This window comes from Streptomyces sp. SID3212 (genome assembly GCF_009865405.1).
In the GTDB taxonomy this organism is placed as follows: Bacteria; Actinomycetota; Actinomycetes; order Streptomycetales; family Streptomycetaceae; genus Streptomyces.
On sequence record NZ_WWJY01000328.1, the window covers coordinates 1 to 20358 of the forward strand.

Below are 20358 nucleotides of genomic sequence, written 5' to 3' on the forward strand. Positions count from 1 at the left end.
GGTCCCGAACGCGACGTAAAACATGCAGTGCAGGACACGACCCCTGCCCGGCCCCCGGCAACCGGCCCGCACTCAGGCCACCGGGCCGCAGCGGCACAATCAAGCCCGTCCGGCGATTGAGGACAAATCAGTAAGCCGCGCCCCCGCCCCGGGCGCAACCGCAACCAACACCCCCGCACCACCCCGCGGTAGCGCCTCGTAGAATCGGGGACATCATGGCTTACCTCGACCACGCCGCGACCACCCCCATGCTGCCGGAGGCCATCGACGCGATGACCGCCCAGCTCGGCCTCGTCGGCAACGCGTCCTCGCTCCACGCCCCCGGCCGCCGGGCCCGCCGTACCGTCGAGGAGGCCCGGGAGGCGCTCGCGGAGGCTCTGGGCGCGCGGCCCAGCGAGGTGGTCTTCACCTCGGGCGGCACCGAGGCCGACAACCTCGCCGTGAAGGGGCTGTTCTGGGCCCGCAGAGACGCGGACCCGGCCAGGACGCGCGTGCTCGCCAGCCCCGTGGAACACCACGCCGTCCTCGACGCCGTCGACTGGCTCGGCACGCACGAGGGCGCGACCGTCGAGTACCTGCCCGTCGACGCGTACGGCAGGGTCCGCCCCGAGACGCTGCGCGAGGCGATCGAGCGCGACCCCGACGACGTGGCGCTCGCCACCGTCATGTGGGCCAACAACGAGATCGGCACGCTCACCGACGTATCCGAACTGGCGGAGATCGCCGCGGAGTTCGGCATCCCCCTGCACTCCGACGCCGTCCAGGCCTTCGGCCAGACCGACGTGGACTTCGGCGCGTCGGGGCTCGCCGCGATGACCGTCTCCGGACACAAGATCGGGGGCCCGTACGGCATCGGCGCGCTCCTGCTGGGCCGGGAGTACACCCCCGTGCCCGTGCTGCACGGCGGCGGTCAGGAACGCCATGTGCGGTCGGGGACCCTCGACGTGCCGGCGATCGCCGCCTTCGCCGTCGCGGGGCGGCTCGCCGCCGAGGGGCGCGCGGACTTCGCCCGGGAGATCGGCGCCCTGCGGGACGAACTGGTCGACGCGGTACGGAAGTCCGTCCCCGACGCGGTCCTCGGCGGCGACCCCGTCGACCGGCTGCCCGCCAACGCGCACTTCAGCTTCCCCGGGTGCGAGGGCGACTCGCTGCTCCTCCTGCTCGACGCCCAGGGCATCGCCTGCTCGACGGGCTCCGCGTGCACGGCGGGGATCGCCCAGCCCAGCCACGTCCTGCTGGCCACCGGCTCCGATCCCGACCTGGCGCGCGGCACCCTGCGCTTCTCGCTCGGCCACACGTCGACCCGCGAGGACGTCGAGGCGGTCGCGGCGGCGATCGGCCCGGCGGTCGAGCGGGCCAGGAGCGCCGGCCTCAGTTAAGTCTTCCGGGTGCCCGCCGGGGTCGGCGTGGGGGATGGAGGGGCGTCCCTCGCCTCCCGTACCAGCTTCAAGTACCGGCCCCAGTCCCAGTGCGGGCCCGGGTCCGTGTGGTCCGTCCCCGGGACCTCCACGTGTCCGATGATGTGCTCACGGTCCACCGGTATCCCGTACCGCTCGCATATCCCCGCCGTCAGCCTCGCCGACGAGCGGTACATCGCCGCCGTGAACGAACTCCTGTCGTCCACGAACCCTTCGTGCTCGATGCCTATGGACCGTTCGTTGTACGAGCGGTTCCCCGCGTGGAACCCCACGTCCAGCTCGCGGATCATCTGCGCCACATGACCGTCCTTGCGCACCACGTAGTGCGCGGCGGCGGCGTGCCCCGGATCCCGGAAGACCTTCAGCGCCGTCGCGTAACTGCCCTGGACGACATGGATCACCACCCGGTCCACCCGGTAGTCGTCCGGGCGGTCCGCCCGCCGCCAGTTCGCCGAGGACGCCGCGACCCACTCCGCCGCCGCGTAGTCCAGCTCGCCCTCCTTGCGCGGCTTCTCGATGCCCGGCACCCGCCACCAGTACGGCGCCAGCCTGTCCCGCGCCAGGACGCCCGCGCCCAGCACCGCGGCCGCGCCCCCGATCAGCACCGCCCGCCGCCCGGGTCTGCCGCCGCCCTCGCCGGTCCCGCCCGCACGCCGGCTGCCCTTTTTCTCGCCCATGTGATCGTCAACGCATACTCACGCGACTGTGGTTCCCCGGTCCACGTACTCTGGTGAGGCTATGACTCAGACAACCCAGCGTCCCCTCCGCGTGCTCGCCGCCATGTCCGGCGGTGTGGACTCCGCCGTCGCCGCCGCGCGCGCCGCCGAGGCGGGACACGACGTGACCGGCGTCCACCTGGCGCTCTCCGCGAACCCGCAGTCGTTCCGCACGGGCGCGCGGGGCTGTTGCACGATCGAGGACTCCCGCGACGCCCGCCGCGCGGCCGACGTGATCGGCATCCCGTTCTACGTGTGGGACCTCGCGGAACGTTTCCGCGAGGACGTCGTGGACGACTTCGTGGCCGAGTACGAGGCGGGCCGTACGCCCAACCCGTGCCTGCGCTGCAACGAGAAGATCAAGTTCGCGGCGCTGTTGGACAAGGCCCTGGCCCTCGGCTTCGACGCGGTCTGCACCGGCCACTACGCGACGGTCGTCACCGGCCCCGGCGGCGCGCGCGAGCTCCACCGCGCGAGCGACATGGCCAAGGACCAGTCGTACGTCCTCGGGGTCCTGGACGAGCGCCAGCTCGCCCACGCGATGTTCCCGCTGGGCGACACCCTCACCACGAAGGACGAGATCCGCGCGGAGGCCGAGCGCAGGGGCCTGGCCGTGGCGAAGAAGCCCGACAGCCACGACATCTGCTTCATCGCGGACGGCGACACCCAGGGCTTCCTGGCGAAGCGCCTCGGCAAGGCCGAGGGCGACATCGTGGATGAGTCCGGCGCCAGGATCGGCAGCCACGAGGGCGCGTTCGGCTTCACCATCGGCCAGCGCAAGGGCCTGCGGATCGGCCACCCGGCCGCCGACGGCAAGCCCCGCTACGTCCTGGACATCTCGCCGGTGGACAACACCGTCACGGTCGGTCCGGCCGCCGCGCTGGACGTCACCGCCCTGACCGCGATCAAGCCCCGCTGGTGCGGCGGTACGGCTCCGGAGGGGCGGGGCACGTACACCGCGCAGCTCCGCGCCCACGGCGACGAGACACCGGTCGAGGCGGAACTGTCCGACGGCGTCCTGCGCGTCACGTTCGACGCGCCGGTCCGGGGCGTGGCCCCGGGGCAGGCGATCGTGCTCTACGACGGCACACGCGTGGTGGGTTCGGCGACCATCGCGACGACCGAGCGGCGCCGTACCGACGCGCTGGCGGGCTGACAGAAAGAGTCGGCGTCCTGTCGGCGTCTTAAAACGTCTTGAAGAAGGGCTTACCGACCGTGGCCGAACACCGGCTCGACTCCGTGCCCGGCACGGTCACCAACGTCTTCTCGCGCGACCTGCCCCCGGTGCTGACCGTCGACCCGGGGGACACCGTGATGGTCCACTCCCTGGACGCGTCGGGTCACCTGGAGCGGCAGCGCACCCCGGGGGAGCCGCGCCCGAAGATGTTCGGCGGCCGGCCGGGGCACTGCCTCGCCGGGCCCATAGCCGTGCGCGGCGCCCGTCCCGGGACGGCGCTCGCGGTCCACGTGGAGTCCCTGCGCCCCGATCCGTGGGGCTGGACCGTGGCCGCCGCCGCGGACACCCCGCTCAACCTGCGGCTCGGGCTCGCGGACACCGAGCCGTCCTGGCTGCTGTGGGAGCTGGACGCCGACGCGGGTACGGGAACGGACCAGTACGGGCACACGGTGTCGCTGGCGCCCTTCCTCGGCGTCATCGGCCTGCCGCCCGTGGAGCCGGGCGAGCATCCGACCGTGCCGCCCCGGGTGGCGGGCGGCGGCAACATCGACTGCCGGGAGCTGGTCGCGGGATCCACGCTGTTCCTGCCGGTCACCGTGGACGACGCGCTGCTGTGCGTCGGGGACGGCCACGCGGTCCAGGGGGACGGCGAGGTGTCCGGTACGGCGGTGGAGTGCGGCATGACCACCCGGCTGACGCTGGACGTGGAGGCGGCGCCGCCGGTGCCGACGTGCACGCGGTGACTCCGGCGGGCCGGATCACCTTCGGCTTCGACGCGGACCTGAACGAGGCGTCGGCGCAGGCCCTGGACGCCATGCTGACGTGGATGGGCTCGCTCTTCGGGCTGGACCGCGCGACCGCGCTGGCGCTCGCGAGTACGACGGTCGACCTGCGGGTCACGCAGGTCGCCAACCAGGTGTGGGGCGTGCACGCGCTGCTGCCGACGGGCGCGGTGCGCTGAGCCGGCGCGCGGGGCGGGGGAGGGGCGTCACGCCGTGAAGAAGTCCGTCAGCACCGGCGCCAGCACATGCGGCGCCACTTCGTGCGTCTGACCCGTCAGGGTGCGGTGACGGCCGCGAGGCAGGGCCGAGGCCACTGCCTTCGCGGCCGTGCGTAACGCTCTCGTACTGGCTCCGCCGTCCACCACCATCCCCCGGGTCCCGATCGTCGCCAGCCGGTCCAGGGGGACCGGTTCCAGGCCCACCAGGGCGTTGTCGTACGCCAGGGTGTGCGCGATCGCCCGCAGTCCCGGCCAGACGGCCGACCGGCGCATCCCCGCGATCAGGTCGTGCGGGGTGCCCACCATCGCCAGGAACAGCTCCACCGCGCCGTCCCGCCGCCCCTGGGCCAGCAGGTCGGTCAGCCGCTCGGTGAACGCCTTGCGGCCGGGCAGGACCGACGTGTCGGTGGGGTACGGGGGCTCGTACAGCGCGAACTGCGTGATCGGGAGCCCGGCCGCCGCCGCCTCCAGGACGAGGATCGCCCCCGCCGACATGCCGTACACGGAAGAGCTGCCGCCCGCCTCCCCGATCAGGCTCGCCAGATCCTCGATCTCGCGCCGCACCTCGTACGGGCGGGTGTCACCGCTCGCGCCGCGCCCCCGGCGGTCGTACACGAACACCTCGAAGCGCGGCGCGAGCAGCTCGGCGAGCCGGGTCTCCGTCTCGGCGGTGCCGAGGGTGCCGCTCACCAGGATCAGGGGCGGTCCGCCGCCCGTCCGCCGGTACGCGATGAGAGTGCCGTCCCCCGACTTCGCCTTGCACGCAATGTTCATACCGGGGGAGACCGGCGGGGCCGGCGCAACTCATCGGTCGGGGGCGGAAATTCTTTTCCCGGCGCCTTACGCCCCTGATGCCTCTGCGGCCTGACGCCCCGACACCCCCGGGCGGTCCGCGCTCAGGCCGCGAGGACCTCGGTGTCGTAGAAGCAGAAGTGCCCCTTGATCCGCGCGACTTCCTCCTTCGGCTCCTCGTACCCCCAGACCAGGTCGGGGGCGTCCGGCAGCGACCAGTACGAGGCGTCGCCCTTCCACGGGCAGTGGGTGCTGGTGTCGGACGAGGTCAGCAACTCGGTCCTGACGTCCTCCGGCGGGATGTAGTAACGGACCGGCAGGCCCGTCTCGTGCAGGAGCAGCGGGCGGCGGCTCTCGGCGAGCACCTGCCCGTCGCGGACGACGCGTACGTGGGTGGTGCCCTGCTCGATGGTGATGGTGTGCCCTGCGGCCATGATCGTCCGTCCCTTCGGGATGTACGGCGGGTGGACCCGCCCCACACTTTTCAGCACCGGACCACCGCGTGGTCTTCCCGACACCCCGACCTTTACGGTGGTCGGATGAACATCTGTGTCTTCCTCTCCGCCGCCGACCTCGACGAGCGCTACACCCGCCCCGCCCGCGAATTCGCCGAACTGATCGGCAAGGGCGGCCACACGCTGGTGTGGGGCGGCTCGGACCGGGGGCTGATGGGGGTCGTCGCCGACGGGGTGGAGAAGGCCGGCGGCCGGCTGGTCGGCGTGTCCGTCGCCTTCCTGGCGGCCTCGGCGAGGGCGACGGCCGACGAGATGGTCGTCGCCGGGGACCTCGCGGAGCGGAAGGCGCTGCTCCTGGCGAAGGCCGACGCGATCGTCGTCATGGTCGGCGGGCTGGGCACCCTGGACGAGGCGGCGGAGATCCTGGAGCTCAAGAAGCACGCCCTGCACAACAAGCCGGTGGTGCTCCTCAACACGGCGGGCTTCTACGACGGGCTCAAGCAGCAGCTCCAGCGGATGGACGAGGACGGCTTCCTCCCCGTACCCCTGCTCGACCTGGTCTTCTTCGCCGAGGACGGCGTCGGGGCGCTCGCGTACCTGGAGGAATCGCTCGGGGTGCAGTGAGCCGGAGGAGGAGGCGGGCGCGTGGGTGCGGCGCGGTGTTCCCGTGATGCGACGATGACCCCATGGCTACACATCTGATCACCGGGGCCGGCTCCGGCATAGGAGCGGTGGTCGCCCGCCGCCTCCACGAGCGCGGCGACGACCTGCTGCTGATCGCCCGCGACGCGGGCCGGGGCAAGGAACTCACCGCCCTCTATCCCGGCTCCCGCGCCCTTGTCGGCGATCTCGCCGTCCCCGACCGGCTCGCGTGGGCCATGTCCCACCAGGTCCTGCCGGACCGCCTGGACTCGCTGCTGCACTTCGCCGGGGTGGTCGACCTCGGTCCCGTCGGCGACTTCTCGCCCAAGGGGTGGCACCACCAGCTCAACGTGAACCTGATCGCCCCGGCCGAACTGACCCGCCTCTTCCTGCCCCAGCTGCGGGCCGCCAAGGGGCAGGTGATCTTCGTCAACTCGGGGTCCGGGCTGCGGGCGAACGCCGAGTGGGCCGCGTACGCCGCGTCGAAGCACGGGCTCAAGGCGCTCGCCGACGCGCTGCGCGAGGAGGAGCAGCCGAACGGGGTCCGGGTGACGTCCGTCTACCCGGGGCGTACGGCGACGCCGATGCAGGTCAAGATCCACCAGCACGAGGGCAAGGAGTACGACGCGTCCAAGGTGATCGACCCGGAGTCGGTGGCGACGGCGTTCCTCACGGCGCTCGACCTGCCGCGTGACGCGGAGATCCACGACATGACCATCAGGCCGGGCCGATGAGCGACGACACGCCCCCCGGGGTCCCGTGGGGCCCCGCCACCGGCGTCGGGTCCATGCCCGGCGGGGACGCGCGGGAGACGGCCCGTCAGGTCACCGGGACCTTCGAGGACTTCCCGTACCTGCCCGAACTGCCCGCCCGGGGCCCCGGCGCCGACATGATCGGCCGTACGGTCGGCCTGCTCGCCGAGGTCTACGCGCGCGTGGAGCCCAGCGGGTGGCGCATCGGCGACCGCCCGGGGCGGGACACCAAGCGGGCCCGGTCCTGGCTGGGGGAGGACCTCGACGCGCTGGAGGAGTTCACCCAGGGGTACGAGGGCGCCCTCAAGGTCCAGGCAGTCGGACCGTGGACGCTGGCCGCCTCCCTGGAGCTGCGCAACGGCGAGTCGGCGCTCAGCGACCCCGGCGCCTGCCGGGACCTCACGGCGTCCCTGGTCGAGGGGCTCACCGCGCACCTCGCGGACGTACGCCGCCGCGTTCCGGGAGCGCGGGTCGTCCTCCAGCTCGACGAGCCGTCCCTCACGGCGGTCCTGCGCGGTCACATCCGGTCGGCCAGCGGCTACCGCACGCACCGCGCGGCGGACCGGCAGCTGGTCGAGGACGCGCTCCGGCAGGTCGCCGGGGTCGACGAGGGGGCGGTGGTCGTGCACTCGTGTGCGCCCGACGTGCCTTTCGCCCTGCTGCGCCGGGCCGGCGTGGCAGGTGTCTCCTTCGACTTCGGACTCCTCACGGAGCGTGACGAGGACACCATCGGCGAGGCGGTGGAGGCGGGCACCAAACTCTTCGCCGGGGTCGTGCCGGGTACCGACACCCCATTGTCAGACCCTGCCGGTAGCGTCATGGGTGTCAGGACGCTGTGGCGCAGGCTGGGGCTGAATCCGGGGACTCTCGCCGAGTCCTTGGTGATCACCCCGTCGTGCGGTCTCGCGGGGGCCTCTCCCGCGTACGCACGGGAGGCGCTCGCCCACTGCGTCCGGGCGGCGAGATCACTCGCGGACAACCCAGAGTAACGGTAACGGGAGGACAAGACGGTGGCCGGCGAAAAGCACGCACAGCCCGCAACGGTGCCCGCGCAGGCGCGCGACCAGCACGCGCAGCTCGCTGAGCAGATCGAGGAGCACCGCTTCCGGTACTACGTGAAGGACCAGCCGGTCGTCAGCGACGCCGACTTCGACCGGCTGCTGCGCACCCTGGAGGGGCTGGAGGAGGAGTATCCCGAGCTGCGGACGCCGGACTCGCCCACCCAGAAGGTCTCGGGGGCGTACGAAACGGAGTTCACGGCCGTCCAGCACCGCGAGCGGATGCTGTCCCTGGACAACGCGTTCGACGACGAGGAGCTGGCCGCCTGGGCCGACCGCGTCGCCAAGGACGTCGGCACGACGGACTACCACTTCCTCTGCGAGCTCAAGGTGGACGGCCTCGCGGTCAACCTCACCTACGAGCACGGCAGGCTGACCCGCGCCGCCACCCGCGGCGACGGGCGCACGGGCGAGGACATCACGCCCAACGTCCGGACGATCCAGGAGATCCCGCACCGGCTCGCCGGGGACCGGATCCCCGCCCTGGTCGAGATCCGCGGCGAGGTCTACTTCCCGATGGAGGCGTTCCAGGACCTGAACGCGCGGCTGGTGGAGGCCGGTGACAAGCCCTTCGCCAACCCCCGTAACGCGGCGGCGGGTTCGCTGCGCCAGAAGGACCCCAAGATCACCGCCACCCGCCCGCTGCACATGGTCGTGCACGGCATCGGCGCGCGCGAGGGCTTCGACATCGACCGCCTCTCGCACGCCTACGAACTGCTGCGGGAGTGGGGCCTGCCCACGGCCCGGCACAACCGGGTGGTCGACGGCCTGGACGGGGTGCGGGAGTTCATCACCACCTTCGGTGAGAGACGCCACTCCGTGGAGCACGAGATCGACGGAGTGGTCGTCAAGCTCGACGAGATCTCCCTCCAGGGGCGCCTCGGCTCCACCTCGCGCGCCCCGCGCTGGGCGATCGCGTGGAAGTACGCGCCGGAGGAGGTCAACACCAAGCTGCTCAACATCCGTGTGGGCGTGGGGCGTACAGGACGGGTCACGCCGTACGCGCAGGTGGAGCCGGTCACGGTCGCCGGCTCCGAGGTGGAGTTCGCCACGCTGCACAACCAGGAGGTCGTGAAGTCCAAGGGCGTGTGGATCGGCGACACGGTGGTCCTGCGCAAGGCGGGCGACGTCATCCCGGAGATCCTCGGCCCGGTGGTGGACCTGCGTCCTGACGACGCGTACGAGTTCGTGATGCCGGCCGAATGCCCCGAGTGCGGTACGGCGCTGCGCGCGATGAAGGAGGGCGACATCGACCTCCGCTGCCCCAACGCCCGCACCTGCCCCGCCCAGTTGCGCGAGCGGCTGTTCTACCTGGGCAGCCGCAAGAGCCTGGACATCGAGAACTTCGGGTATGTGGCCGCCGCCGCCCTGACGAAGCCCCTGGAGCCCGCCACCCCGCCGCTGCTGGACGAGGGCGACCTCTTCGACCTCACCGTCGAGCAGTTGCTGCCCATCAAGGCGTACGTCCTGGACCAGGACAGCGGGTTGCCCAAGCGGGACGCGAAGACCGGCGAGGACAAGATCGTCACGGTCTTCGCCAACCAGAAGGGCGAGCCGAAGACCAACACCCTGGCCATGCTGGAGCACATCGCCGAGGCGAGGCAGCGCCCGCTGGCCCGGATCATCACGGGTCTGTCGATCCGTCATGTCGGCCCGGTCGCCTCCGAGGCGCTGGCCCGGGTGTTCCGTTCCCTCGACCGGATCGAGCAGGCCTCCCAGGAGGAGCTGGCGGCCGTCGAGGGTGTCGGGCCGACCATCGCCGCCTCCGTCAAGGAGTGGTTCGAGGTCGACTGGCACCGCGAGATCCTGCGCAAGTGGCGGGCGGCGGGGGTCCGTACGGAGGACGAGGGCGGCGGCGAGGACGAAGGCCCGAGGCCGCTGGCCGGCCTCACGGTCGTGGTCACGGGCACCCTGGAGAACTACACACGTGACGGCGCGAAAGAGGCGCTCCAGGCCCTCGGCGCGAAGGTCGCCGGCGCCGTCTCGAAGAAGACGGCCTTTGTGGTGGCGGGCGAGAATCCCGGGTCCAAGTACGACAAGGCCATGCAGCTCAAGGTGCCGGTCCTGGACGAGGCGGGGTTCGGGATCCTGCTCGCACAGGGCCCGGAGGCGGCCACGGAGGTCGCGGTGACCCCCGAGATCCCCGACGGGGCACCGGAGGCGACCGCGGCCGGAACGGGCCCTGAGCAGGCCCCTGAGCAGGCCGCCGAGGCGGACCCCCCGTCAGACGCCGCGAAGTAGCGGGCCCCCGGGGCCGGATCGGGGCCTCAAGCTCACCCGTTCGGCGCAAATCCGTTGGATACGGATGGGCGGGTTGCATTCGGGCAACAGCTGTAGAGCGCTGCCCGTCAGGGCACTTGGCGGCCTACTGTTGAGTCGTGCGCCTGTCGTGCACGGCCGTGTGGAGGGATGCCGGCCGTGGTGGCATGACAACGTGCCATCGCGTGGCATCGGCTCCGCCGGCTGTGAGAGGGACGGGAATGAAACCGACCGAGAGCGCCGCCCCGGTCTCACCCCCGCGCGGTTTCGCGGCATTTGCGGGGATGACGGAGAGATTCCCCGCCGCTGTCGTCGGAATCGCCGTGGTCGTGCTGACCACCGGCATCGTCCGCACGGTCCAGGAGGACCGGGCGCTCTTCCCCGGCGGGACCGAAGGCTGGTCGCTGGCCGTCCTCACCGGCATCATCGTCGGCCACCTCGTGGCGCTCGGCCGTGACCGCTGGTGGGGCGGCACGGGCTCCGGCGCGGCCCTGACCCTCGCCGTCCTGCTGCTGTACGGCTGGGTGCCGGCCGGACTGGTCAGCCTGGCCGTCGTGGTGCTGGTCGGCGTCGCCCGCCGCCACCGCTGGCGCCAGGGTGTCCTGAACGGCGCCGCCGACATCCTGGGCATAGGCTCCGCCGCGCTGGTCCTCGCCGTCTTCGGGGACGTCCCGACCGTCGCCGAACCCTGGCAGCCGCTCGACTGGGGGATCGGCGGCGTCGCCGAGATCGTGCTGGCCGCCTGCGCCCACCTCGTCGTCATGCGCGTCCTGCTCTGGTACGCGCTCACCCCGCAGGGCGGCGGCCTGCCCCACCTCGCCCGTACGGCCCTGATGCGCCAGGGCCTGGTCGCCGCGGCGCTGCTCGGCATCGCCCCGCTGATCTGCGTGGTCGCGGTGTCCCTGCCGGTCCTCCTGCCGCTCTTCTCCATCCCGCTCATCGCCCTCGACTCCACGCTGTGGATCGCCCGGGCGCGGGCCGAGGAGCAGCTGCGCGACCCGCTCACCGGCCTGCCCAACCGCCAGTGGCTGCTGGAGCGGACCTGGTCGGCGCTGGAGGAGGCCGAGTCGCTGGGCGCCAGGTCCGCGCTGGTCCTGATAGACCTCGACCGCTTCCGTTCGGTCAACGACACGCTGGGCCATCTCGCCGGTGACCGGCTGCTGTTGCAGATAGCGGACCGGCTGCGCCTCGCCCTGCCGCAGGGCGCGGAGGCGGCCAGGCTCGGGGGCGACGAGTTCGCCGTCCTGCTCCCGACGTGCGACTCCACGACCAGCGCCCAGCGCGTCGCCCGCCACCTGGTCGCCGAACTGTCCTCGCCGCTGGACCTGGACGGCCTCACGCTCGTCCTGGAGGCCAGCGCCGGGGTCGCCGTCTACCCCGAGCACGCGCTCGACGCGGAAGGGCTGCTGCGCCGCGCGGACGTCGCGATGTACCAGGCGAAGCGGGACCGTACGGGCGTCGAGGTGTACGAGTCCAAGCGGGACTCCAACACCCCGGACCGGCTGGGCCTGCTGGGCGATCTGCGCCGGGCCCTGGACGCCGGCGAGGTGGAGCTGCACTACCAGCCCAAGGTCCGCTTCGACGGCCAGGTGGCCGGCCTGGAGGCGCTGGTGCGCTGGGTGCACCCGGAGCGCGGCCGGGTCCCCCCTGACGAGTTCATCGCCATCGCCGAGTCCTCGGGGCTGATGCCCCACCTGACCGAGTACGTCCTGGACACGGCCCTCGCGCAGGTCGCCCGCTGGCGGGCCCAGGGCCTGATGACCCCGGTGGCCGTCAACGTGTCGCCGCGCGACGTCCACACCCCCGGCTTCGCCGGTTCCGTCGCCGCCCGCCTCGCCCGGCACGGCGTCCCGCCGGGCTCCCTCCAGCTGGAGATAACGGAACACGTCCTGCTGGAGGACCCCCAGCGGGCCGCCGACACCCTCGCGGGCCTCACCGGGCACGGCGTGAAGATGTCCCTGGACGACTTCGGTACGGGGTACTCCTCGCTCGTGCACCTGCGGCGCCTCCCGGTGAGCGAGCTGAAGATCGACCGGTCGTTCGTGGCCCGGCTCGCCGTCGACAACGAGGACGCGGAGATCGTCCGCTGCACGGTCGACCTGGCGCACTCGCTGGGCCTGGTGGTCGTCGCGGAGGGCGTCGAGGACGACGAGACGTGGGAGCGGCTGCGGGACCTGGGCTGCGACGCCGTACAGGGCTGGCTGGTGGCCGCCGCGATGCCGCCCCACGAGGCCACGGCCTGGCTGCGGGCGAGGAGCGAGCACGGCTGGCAGCGCCCGGCGGAGCTGGCGGCGGCGGCGCGGCGCGAACAGTCCGGCCAGGCCGTTCCGTAAAGGATCAGGCCGTCCCGCGACCGGCCCGGAGGCGCCCCCGCCGCTCACCCGGACGGGCCAGCGGCGAACCGTTTCGTGGGGAGGGGGCTCGGACCCATAGGATTGGGGCCGAAACCACTCTCACTCACCCCTGAGGATCGCCGCATGCCTGGCATCACGCGCGAGGAGGTCGCTCACCTCGCACGGCTGGCGCGTCTGGAGCTGAAGGCCGAAGAGCTCGAACACTTCGCCGGACAGCTCGACGACATCATCGGCGCGGTCGCCCGCGTGTCCGAGGTCGCCGACCAAGACGTCCCGCCGACCTCCCATCCGCTGCCGCTGACGAACGTCATGCGCGCGGACGAGGTCCGTCCGTCGCTCACCCCCGCGCAGGCGCTCTCCGGCGCCCCGGCCCAGGAGCAGCAGCGTTTCAAGGTGCCGCAGATCCTGGGGGAGGACTAAACAGCCATGACGGACAGCAACACGGATGGCGGCACGACCATCAAGACCGACATCATCAGGCTCACCGCGGCCGCGATCGCCGAGAAGATCGCCTCGGGCGAGCTCACGGCCGTCGAGGTCACCGAGGCGCACCTCGCCAGGATCGAGGCCGTGGACGAGAAGGTCCACGCCTTCCTCCACGTCGACCGGGAGGGCGCGCTCGCCCAGGCCCGCGCGGTGGACGCGCGGCGCGCGGCCGGCGAGGAGCTGGGCCCGCTCGCCGGGGTCCCGCTCGCGCTCAAGGACATCTTCACCACCGAGGGCGTGCCGACCACCGTCGGCTCCAAGATCCTCGAAGGCTGGATCCCGCCCTACGACGCGACGGTCACCCAGCGCCTCAAGGCCGCCGGAGTGGTCATCCTGGGCAAGACCAACATGGACGAGTTCGCCATGGGGTCCTCCACGGAGAACAGCGCGTACGGCCCCACCGGCAACCCCTGGGACCTGACCCGGGTCCCCGGCGGCTCCGGCGGCGGCTCGTCCGCCGCGCTGGCCTCGTACGAAGCACCCCTGGCCATCGGCACGGACACCGGCGGCTCGATCCGCCAGCCCGCCGCGCTCACCGGCACGGTCGGCGTCAAGCCGACCTACGGCGGGGTCTCGCGGTACGGCATGGTCGCCTTCTCGTCCTCCCTGGACCAGGGCGGCCCCTGTGCCCGTACGGTCCTGGACGCGGCCCTGCTCCACGAGGTGATCGCCGGCCACGACCCGATGGACTCCACGTCCATCGACGCGCCGGTCCCCTCGGTGGTCGAGGCGGCCCGCAACGGGTCGGTCGCCGGGATGCGCGTGGGCGTCGTCAAGCAGTTCTCCGGCGAGGGCTACCAGGCCGGGGTCGTCCAGCGCTTCGAAGAGGCGGTGGAGCTGCTCACCAAGCTCGGCGCCACCGTCGTGGAGCTGGACTGCCCGTCCTTCGACCTCGCGCTGTCGGCGTACTACCTGATCGCGCCGTCCGAGTGCTCCTCGAACCTCGCCCGGTTCGACGCCATGCGCTACGGCCTGCGGGTCGGCGACGACGGCACCCGGTCGGCCGAGGACGTCACCGCCCTGACCCGCGAGGCGGGCTTCGGCGACGAGGTGAAGCGCCGCGTCATCCTCGGTACGTACGCGCTCAGCTCCGGCTACTACGACGCGTACTACGGCTCGGCCCAGAAGGTCCGCACCCTCATCACCCGCGACTTCGAGAAGGCGTTCGAGCAGGTCGACGTGATCGTCTCCCCGACGACCCCGACCACCGCCTTCCCGATCGGCGAGCGCGCCGACGACCCGATGGCGATGTACCTCGCGGACCTGTGCACCATCCCGACCAACATGGCGGGCAACGCGGCCATGTCCCTGCCCTGCGGCCTCGCGCCGGAGGACGGCCTGCCGGTCGGGCTCCAGATCATCGCCCCCGCCCTGAAGGACGACCGGCTGTACAAGGTCGGAGCCGCCGTCGAGGCCGCCTTCGTGGAAAGGTGGGGGCATCCGCTGCTGGAGGAGGCACCGTCACTATGAGTAACGCGATCAGCAAGGCCAAGGGCTTCAAGAAGTCAAAGTCCGGCACCTACCTGTCCATGGCCACCACGGCCTTCAGCGCCCTCAGCGTCGCCAAGCAGGTCAAGAGGGCCCGTACCGAGCAGGACACGCTCCGCCTCGTCGATGCCGCCATCTCCGCCGCGGCCATCGTCACCGGCCTGGCGATCCTGTACCGCGAGCTGAAGCGCCTGGGCGACGACGACGTCCTGCTGGGCTGAGAGGGAATGTTTCACCGTGACCGTCACTGAACTCGTGCCGTACGAGGACGCCCTCGCTACGTACGATCCCGTCATGGGCCTGGAGGTCCATGTCGAACTCGGCACCAGGACCAAGATGTTCTGCGGCTGCTCGACCGAGCTGGGGGCCGACCCCAACTCGCAGACCTGCCCCACCTGTCTGGGTCTGCCCGGCTCGCTCCCGGTCGTCAACGCGATCGGGGTCGAGTCGGCGATCAAGATCGGCCTCGCGCTCAACTGCGAGATCGCCGAGTGGTGCCGCTTCGCCCGGAAGAACTACTTCTATCCGGACATGCCCAAGAACTTCCAGACCTCGCAGTACGACGAGCCGATCGCCTTCAACGGCCATCTGGACGTCCAGCTCGACGACGGCGAGATCTTCCGGGTGCAGATCGAGCGCGCCCACATGGAGGAGGACACCGGCAAGTCGCTGCACGTCGGTGGCGCCACCGGCCGTATCCACGGCGCGTCCCACTCCCTGCTCGACTACAACCGCGCCGGCATCCCGCTCATCGAGATCGTCACCAAGCCGATCGAGGGCGCGGGCGCCCGGGCCCCCGAGGTCGCCAAGGCGTACGTCGCCGAGCTGCGCGAACTCATCAAGGCGCTCGGGGTCTCCGAGGCGCGCATGGAGATGGGCCAGATGCGGTGCGACGTGAACCTGTCGCTGCGCCCGCACGGCCGCGAGGAGTTCGGCACCCGCTCCGAGACGAAGAACGTCAACTCGCTCCGGAGCGTGGAGCGCGCCGCCCACTACGAGATCCAGCGCCACGCCGCGGTGCTGAACTCGGGCGGCACGGTCGTCCAGGAGACCCGCCACTTCCACGAGGAGGACGGGTCCACCACGGCCGGCCGCATCAAGGACAACGCGGAGGACTACCGGTACTTCCCGGAGCCCGACCTCGTGCCCGTCGCCCCCGCCCGTGACTGGGTCGAGGAACTGCGCGCCGAGCTGCCCGAGATGCCGCGCGCGCGGCGGAACCGGCTCCGCGAGGAGTGGGGTGTCACCGAGCACGACATGCAGTCGATGCTGAACGCGGGCGCGATCGAGCCGATCGTCGCCACGATCGCCTCGGGCGCGCCGTCCGACCAGGCCCGCAAGTGGTGGATGGGCGAGCTGGCCCGTAACGCCAACGAGTCGGGCCGTGCGCTGGACGAGCTGCCCATCACCCCGGAGCAGGTGGCCCGGGTGGCGGCGCTGGTCGTGTCCGGCGACCTCAACGACAAGCTGGCCCGGCAGGTCCTGGACGGCGTCCTCGCCGGCGAGGGCGACCCGGACACCGTCGTGGAGAAGCGCGGCCTCAAGGTCGTGTCCGACGAGGGCGCGCTGGGGCTGGCCGTGGACGAGGCGATCGCGGGCAACGCGGCGATCGCCGACAAGATCAGGGCGGGCAAGGTCGCGGCGGCGGGCGCGCTGGTCGGCGCGGTCATGAAGGCCACGCGCGGCCAGGCGGACGCGGCGCGGGTGCGCGAGCTGATCCTGGAGAGGCTGGGCGTCCAGGGCTGATCCTCGGTCCGGCCGGGGGCCACCCTCGCGCCGTATGTCCCGGGCCGGTCCCCTCGCCGTACGTAATGCCACCGGGGGTGGCGCGCCTGACGGGTGCGCCACCCCCGACCCATGCCGGGTGCTTCAGGAGTGCGCTCTGAACGTCGTCGTCGCGGAAACCCTTTCCGTCGCGCTGCTGCTGGCCGTGCTGGCGTTCGCCGTCGTCCGCCCGCGCGGGTGGCCGGAGGCGGTCGCCGCCGTACCCGCGGCGCTGCTGCTCGTCGCCGTCGGTGCCGTATCGCCGCACGAGGCGTGGCAGCAGACACACAGCCTGCTGCCGGTGGTCGGCTTCCTCGCGGCAGTGCTCGTCCTGGCCCAGCTCTGTGCCGACGAGGGGCTGTTCAAGGCGGCGGGGGAGCTGGTGGCGCGGGTGTGCGGGCGCCGGCCGCGGCGGCTGCTGGGCGGGGTGTTCGCCGTGGCCGCCGTCATCACCGCGATCCTCAGCCTGGACGCGACGGTCGTCCTGCTCACGCCGGTGGTGTTCGCGACAGCCGCCCGGCTCGGTGCCCGGCCCCGGCCGCACGTCTACGCGTGCGCCCATCTCGCCAACTCCGCCTCGCTGTTGCTGCCGGTCTCCAACCTCACCAATCTGCTGGCGCTCACGGCGAGCGGGCTGTCGTTCACCCGGTTCGCGCTGCTGATGACCCTGCCGTGGATCGCGGCGGTGGGGGTGGAGTATGTGGTCTTCCGCCGGTTCTTCGCGGCGGACCTGGACGCGGGCACCGATCCGGGCACCGATACGGGCGCGGATACGGACGCCGACTCCGGCGCGGGCGCGGCCTCCGATCCGGTAGGCGAGAAGACCACCCCCGTCCCCGTGTTCACCCTCGTCGTCCTCGGCCTGACCCTCGCCGGGTTCGTGGTCACCTCGTTCGCCGGGATCGAGCCGGTCTGGGCGGCGTTCGCCGGGGCCGTCGTCCTCGCCGTCCGCGCCCTCGGACAGCGCCGTACGACCCTGCCCGGTCTCGTCCGTGCCGCCTCGCCGCTCTTCTGCCTCTTCGTCCTCGCCCTCGGCGTGGTGGTCAAGGCCGTCGTGGACAACGGCCTCAACACCGGGATCGAGCACCTGCTCCCGGACGGCTCCTCACTGGCCGCGCTGCTGGCGATCGCCGCCGTCGCGGCCGTACTGTCCAACCTGATCAACAACCTCCCCGCGATCCTGGCCCTGTTGCCGGTCGTCGGGCCCGCCGGGCCGGGGCCGGTCCTGGCCGCGCTGATCGGCGTGAACCTCGGTCCGAACCTCACGTACGTCGGCTCCCTGGCGACCCTGCTGTGGCGGCGCATCCTCCACGAGCACCGCACCGAGGCGGAGTTGGGCCTGTTCACCCGGCTGGGGCTGCTGACCGTGCCCGCCACGCTCCTGGTCTCGACGGTCGGGCTCTGGCTGTCACTGCTCGCGTTCGGGAGTTGAGCCCGCGAGGGTAAACAGCCGTCAAAAACCAGGTCTGCATGTCATGTGATCGGCGGGCAGGCCATTGACGCATCGTTGGTCTAGTCCTTTACTCGTTCCCACACCGGCCGGTTCACATGAACGGTCTCCGTTCTTTCATCTGAACCGCAACGGCCGATCCCCATCCGCTCATTCCGGTACTTGTCTGCGCTCCACCCCCACGTGTGTATTGATGCGTCCATGACAGGAGTTTCCGTGTTCCGATCCTGTACGAGAGCGCTGGCCGCCGTCCCGGCCGTCCTCGCCCTGGCCGCCACCGCGGTCGTCGCCACGGCAGGCGGCGCCAGCGCCGCGGCCAACCCCGGCCCCGGCTTCCCCGCGCAGTACGCGGCGCCCTACATCGAGACCTACGCCGCGCCGTCGGCCATGGCCAACGCCCGCAACGCCACCGGGCTCAAGTACTTCACCCTCGCCTTCATCATCGACGGCGGCGGCTGCAACGCCACGTACAACGGGGACACCCCCATCACCGATGCCGGCTGGACCTCGGCGATCAACGCCAACCGCGCGGCGGGCGGCGACGTCATCGCCTCGTTCGGCGGCGCCGCCGGCACCGAGCTGGCACAGGCCTGCTCCTCGGTGGCCGCCCTCAAGACCCAGTACAAGCGGGTCATCGACGGCCTCAACCTGACCCGGGTCGACTTCGACATCGAGGGCGACGGCGTCATCGACGACGACGCGGCCAACGACCGCCGCAACAAGGCGGTCGCCCAGCTCCAGCAGGAGTACGCGGCGGCGGGCAGGAAGCTGGACGTGCAGTTCACCCTGGCGACCGACCCCACCGGTCTGCCCCAGGACCAGCTCGACCTGCTGACCAACGCCAAGAACAACAACCTCACCGTCAACCTCGTCAACCTGATGACGATGGACTACGGCCCGGCGATGGACATGGGCAAGGCGGCCACGGACGCGGCCACCGCGCTGCACGCCCAGCTCGGCCGGATCTGGACCACCAAGACGGACGCGCAGCTGTGGGCGATGGAGGGCAACACCCCGATGATCGGGGTGAACGACACCACGGACGAGGTGTTCTCCACGGGCAACGCGAACACCCTCGCGGCCTTCGCCAAGGCGAAGGGCATCCAGGAGCTGGCCTTCTGGGCGCTCGGCCGGGACAAGGCCTGCGCGAGCAACGGCACCCTCTCCGACACGTGCAGCGGCACGTCGCAGAGCGCCTGGCAGTTCTCCAGCATCTTCAACGGGGTCACGGGCCCCGGCGGCGGCACGACCCCGCCGCCCACCGGCGCCACCGGTAAGATCACCGGACTCGGCGGCAAGTGCGTCGACGTGAACGCGGCGAGCAACGCCAACGGCACGGCCGTACAGCTCTACGACTGCAACGGCTCCACCGCCCAGCAGTGGACGGTGTCCACGGACGGTACGGTCCGCGCGCTCGGCAAGTGCCTCGACCTCGCGGCGGCCGGGACGGCGAACGGCACCAAGGCGCAGTTGTACGACTGCAACGGCACGGGTGCCCAGCAGTGGCAGAAGGGCACCGGCAACACGCTGGTGAACCCCGTGTCCGGCAAGTGCCTGGACGTCACGGACAAGTCCACGGCCAACGGCGCGCGGCTCCAGATCTGGACCTGCGCGGGCGGCACCAACCAGCAGTTCCTCCTCCCCGCCTGACGATCGGTTCGTCCTGCCCGACTGACGACCGGTCACCGATCCCGGTCGGTCGAGCCGGACCCGCGTGGCCCCGGGGTGACCTCACCCTCCGGGGCCACGCGCGGGTCCGGGGGCCGGTGAGGCAGGCACGCGGCGGCCCGGGGTCAGGACCACCGGTAGCAGACGTGGGTCTGTTCCTCCGAGTCCGTCCACAGGCTCGCCGCCAGCCGGGCGTCCGACGCCGCCGCCGGCAGCTTGGCGGGCTGCGGGGTCCCGGGCGCGCCGCGCCTGCCGCCCGGCTCGTAGTAGCCGCCCGGCGTGACGTCCCGGGCGGTCGCCGCGTACAGCGAGGGCAGCGCGGCCTCCTCCGTACTGGAGCCGATGACCCGCCCGAGCGCCAACTTCGACAGCTGCCGGGTGAGTCCTGAGCCGTGCTGCTGGAGCCCGGTGAAGGCAGAGCCCGGGTGGATGACCACGCTGGTCAGGGGCACACCCGCCGCGTCGGCGCGGCGCTGGAGCTCCTGCGCGAAGAGGATGTTGGCGAGCTTGGACCTGGCGTACGAACTCATCGGCCGGTAGCGCTTCACGCTCTGCGGATCCTCCAGGTCACCGGTGAAGGCCCGGGCCCCGGCGATCACCGCGCTGACCGTCACCACCCTCGGCGCGGGCGCCTTGAGCAGCAGCGGCAGCAGGCGTCCGGTGAGCGCGAAGTGGCCGAGGTGGTTGGTGCCGAAGGTCAGCTCGAACCCGTCCTTCGTGGTGCGGCGCTCGGGGATGGCCATCACACCGGCGTTGTTGATGAGCAGATCCAGCGGACGGCCGCTCTCGGTCAGCCGGGCGGCGAAGGCCGCGACGGAGGACAGGTCGGCGAGGTCGAGCACCTCGGCGCGGACCGTGGCGCCGGGGACGGCCCCGGTG

The 20358-nt window shown here is 71.9% G+C and carries 19 protein-coding genes; 15 read left to right on the plus strand and 4 right to left on the minus strand.

Annotated features, from left to right (window positions below; translation table 11 throughout):
• Positions 1-215 precede the first annotated feature (215 nt).
• Complete coding sequence (locus GT042_RS09725) at positions 216-1379, plus strand: cysteine desulfurase family protein (RefSeq protein WP_161308304.1); 1164 nt, start codon at positions 216-218, stop codon at positions 1377-1379.
• Here the strand turns inward: GT042_RS09725 and GT042_RS09730 are convergent.
• Positions 1376-2095 (minus strand): N-acetylmuramoyl-L-alanine amidase, encoded by a 720-nt coding sequence (locus GT042_RS09730; RefSeq protein WP_161308305.1) that lies wholly within the window; start codon positions 2093-2095, stop codon positions 1376-1378. The genes GT042_RS09725 and GT042_RS09730 overlap by 4 nt on opposite strands.
• 61 nt (positions 2096-2156) lie before the next feature.
• Here GT042_RS09730 and mnmA point away from each other — a divergent pair, with 61 nt between their 5' ends.
• The 3 genes from mnmA to GT042_RS38110 are packed head-to-tail and all read left to right on the plus strand — an operon-like array spanning position 2157 to position 4272.
• Positions 2157-3290, plus strand: a complete 1134-nt coding sequence (gene mnmA / locus GT042_RS09735) for a tRNA 2-thiouridine(34) synthase MnmA (RefSeq protein WP_161308306.1) — start codon at positions 2157-2159, stop codon at positions 3288-3290.
• 59 nt (positions 3291-3349) lie between these two features.
• Complete coding sequence (locus tag GT042_RS09740) at positions 3350-4054, plus strand: acetamidase/formamidase family protein (protein WP_202532578.1); 705 nt, start codon at positions 3350-3352, stop codon at positions 4052-4054.
• Positions 4042-4272: a hypothetical protein gene (locus GT042_RS38110; protein WP_202532579.1), complete on the plus strand. Its 231-nt coding sequence runs from the start codon at positions 4042-4044 to the stop codon at positions 4270-4272. Before GT042_RS09740 ends, GT042_RS38110 begins: the two co-directional genes overlap by 13 nt.
• A gap of 27 nt (positions 4273-4299) precedes the next feature.
• Here the strand turns inward: GT042_RS38110 and GT042_RS09745 are convergent, their stop codons facing one another.
• The gene (locus GT042_RS09745; protein ID WP_161308307.1) at positions 4300-5085 is read right to left on the minus strand and encodes an alpha/beta hydrolase; all 786 of its coding nucleotides are present in this window, start codon (positions 5083-5085) and stop codon (positions 4300-4302) included.
• A 122-nt stretch (positions 5086-5207) separates the two neighbouring features.
• Entirely contained in the window at positions 5208-5537 is a 330-nt protein-coding gene (locus GT042_RS09750; protein ID WP_161308308.1) for a DUF427 domain-containing protein, read from the minus strand.
• Positions 5538-5642: 105 nt separating this feature from the next.
• On the opposite strand from GT042_RS09750, the gene GT042_RS09755 reads away from it, so the two are divergent.
• From GT042_RS09755 to GT042_RS09805, 11 genes are all read left to right on the plus strand, one after another.
• On the plus strand, positions 5643-6182 hold the full coding sequence (locus GT042_RS09755; protein ID WP_161308309.1) for a TIGR00730 family Rossman fold protein: 540 nt from the start codon (positions 5643-5645) through the stop codon (positions 6180-6182).
• Between the two features lie 62 nt (positions 6183-6244).
• Complete coding sequence (locus GT042_RS09760) at positions 6245-6934, plus strand: SDR family oxidoreductase (RefSeq protein WP_161308310.1); 690 nt, start codon at positions 6245-6247, stop codon at positions 6932-6934.
• Positions 6931-7941, plus strand: coding sequence for a methionine synthase (locus GT042_RS09765; protein ID WP_161308311.1), 1011 nt, complete (start codon positions 6931-6933; stop codon positions 7939-7941). The genes GT042_RS09760 and GT042_RS09765 overlap by 4 nt, the downstream gene beginning before the upstream one ends.
• A gap of 21 nt (positions 7942-7962) precedes the next feature.
• Entirely contained in the window at positions 7963-10251 is a 2289-nt protein-coding gene (ligA, locus tag GT042_RS09770; RefSeq protein WP_161308312.1) for an NAD-dependent DNA ligase LigA, read from the plus strand.
• Between the two features lie 239 nt (positions 10252-10490).
• Complete coding sequence (locus tag GT042_RS09775; RefSeq protein ID WP_161308313.1) at positions 10491-12602, plus strand: bifunctional diguanylate cyclase/phosphodiesterase; 2112 nt, start codon at positions 10491-10493, stop codon at positions 12600-12602.
• 144 nt (positions 12603-12746) lie between these two features.
• Positions 12747-13043, plus strand: coding sequence for an Asp-tRNA(Asn)/Glu-tRNA(Gln) amidotransferase subunit GatC (gene gatC, locus GT042_RS09780; RefSeq protein WP_150487524.1), 297 nt, complete (start codon positions 12747-12749; stop codon positions 13041-13043).
• 6 nt (positions 13044-13049) lie between these two features.
• Complete coding sequence (gatA, locus tag GT042_RS09785; protein ID WP_161308314.1) at positions 13050-14579, plus strand: Asp-tRNA(Asn)/Glu-tRNA(Gln) amidotransferase subunit GatA; 1530 nt, start codon at positions 13050-13052, stop codon at positions 14577-14579.
• A complete protein-coding gene (locus GT042_RS09790) occupies positions 14576-14818 on the plus strand; it encodes a hypothetical protein (RefSeq protein WP_161308315.1) in 243 nt (80 codons plus the stop codon). The genes gatA and GT042_RS09790 overlap by 4 nt, the downstream gene beginning before the upstream one ends.
• Before the next feature lie 16 nt (positions 14819-14834).
• A complete protein-coding gene (gene gatB, locus GT042_RS09795; protein ID WP_161308316.1) occupies positions 14835-16343 on the plus strand; it encodes an Asp-tRNA(Asn)/Glu-tRNA(Gln) amidotransferase subunit GatB in 1509 nt (502 codons plus the stop codon).
• 118 nt (positions 16344-16461) lie between these two features.
• On the plus strand, positions 16462-17793 hold the full coding sequence (locus GT042_RS09800; RefSeq protein ID WP_345943726.1) for an SLC13 family permease: 1332 nt from the start codon (positions 16462-16464) through the stop codon (positions 17791-17793).
• A gap of 234 nt (positions 17794-18027) precedes the next feature.
• Positions 18028-19461 carry a ricin-type beta-trefoil lectin domain protein gene (locus GT042_RS09805; RefSeq protein WP_161308317.1) on the plus strand — a complete coding sequence of 478 codons (1434 nt, stop codon included), beginning with the start codon at positions 18028-18030 and terminating at the stop codon, positions 19459-19461.
• A gap of 143 nt (positions 19462-19604) precedes the next feature.
• Here the strand turns inward: GT042_RS09805 and GT042_RS09810 are convergent.
• The coding region (locus GT042_RS09810; RefSeq protein WP_161308318.1) for an SDR family NAD(P)-dependent oxidoreductase at positions 19605-20358 on the minus strand (754 nt) is incomplete at its 5' end.

Coding starts and splice junctions, on each gene's coding strand:
- GT042_RS09725 (WP_161308304.1), top strand. CDS start 216: ATGGCTTACCTCGACCACGCCGCGACCACCCCCATGCTGCCGGAGGCC.
- GT042_RS09730 (WP_161308305.1), bottom strand. CDS start 2,095: ATGGGCGAGAAAAAGGGCAGCCGGCGTGCGGGCGGGACCGGCGAGGGC.
- mnmA (WP_161308306.1), top strand. CDS start 2,157: ATGACTCAGACAACCCAGCGTCCCCTCCGCGTGCTCGCCGCCATGTCC.
- GT042_RS09745 (WP_161308307.1), bottom strand. CDS start 5,085: ATGAACATTGCGTGCAAGGCGAAGTCGGGGGACGGCACTCTCATCGCG.
- GT042_RS09750 (WP_161308308.1), bottom strand. CDS start 5,537: ATGGCCGCAGGGCACACCATCACCATCGAGCAGGGCACCACCCACGTA.
- GT042_RS09755 (WP_161308309.1), top strand. CDS start 5,643: ATGAACATCTGTGTCTTCCTCTCCGCCGCCGACCTCGACGAGCGCTAC.
- GT042_RS09760 (WP_161308310.1), top strand. CDS start 6,245: ATGGCTACACATCTGATCACCGGGGCCGGCTCCGGCATAGGAGCGGTG.
- GT042_RS09765 (WP_161308311.1), top strand. CDS start 6,931: ATGAGCGACGACACGCCCCCCGGGGTCCCGTGGGGCCCCGCCACCGGC.
- GT042_RS09775 (WP_161308313.1), top strand. CDS start 10,491: ATGAAACCGACCGAGAGCGCCGCCCCGGTCTCACCCCCGCGCGGTTTC.
- gatC (WP_150487524.1), top strand. CDS start 12,747: ATGCCTGGCATCACGCGCGAGGAGGTCGCTCACCTCGCACGGCTGGCG.
- gatA (WP_161308314.1), top strand. CDS start 13,050: ATGACGGACAGCAACACGGATGGCGGCACGACCATCAAGACCGACATC.
- GT042_RS09790 (WP_161308315.1), top strand. CDS start 14,576: ATGAGTAACGCGATCAGCAAGGCCAAGGGCTTCAAGAAGTCAAAGTCC.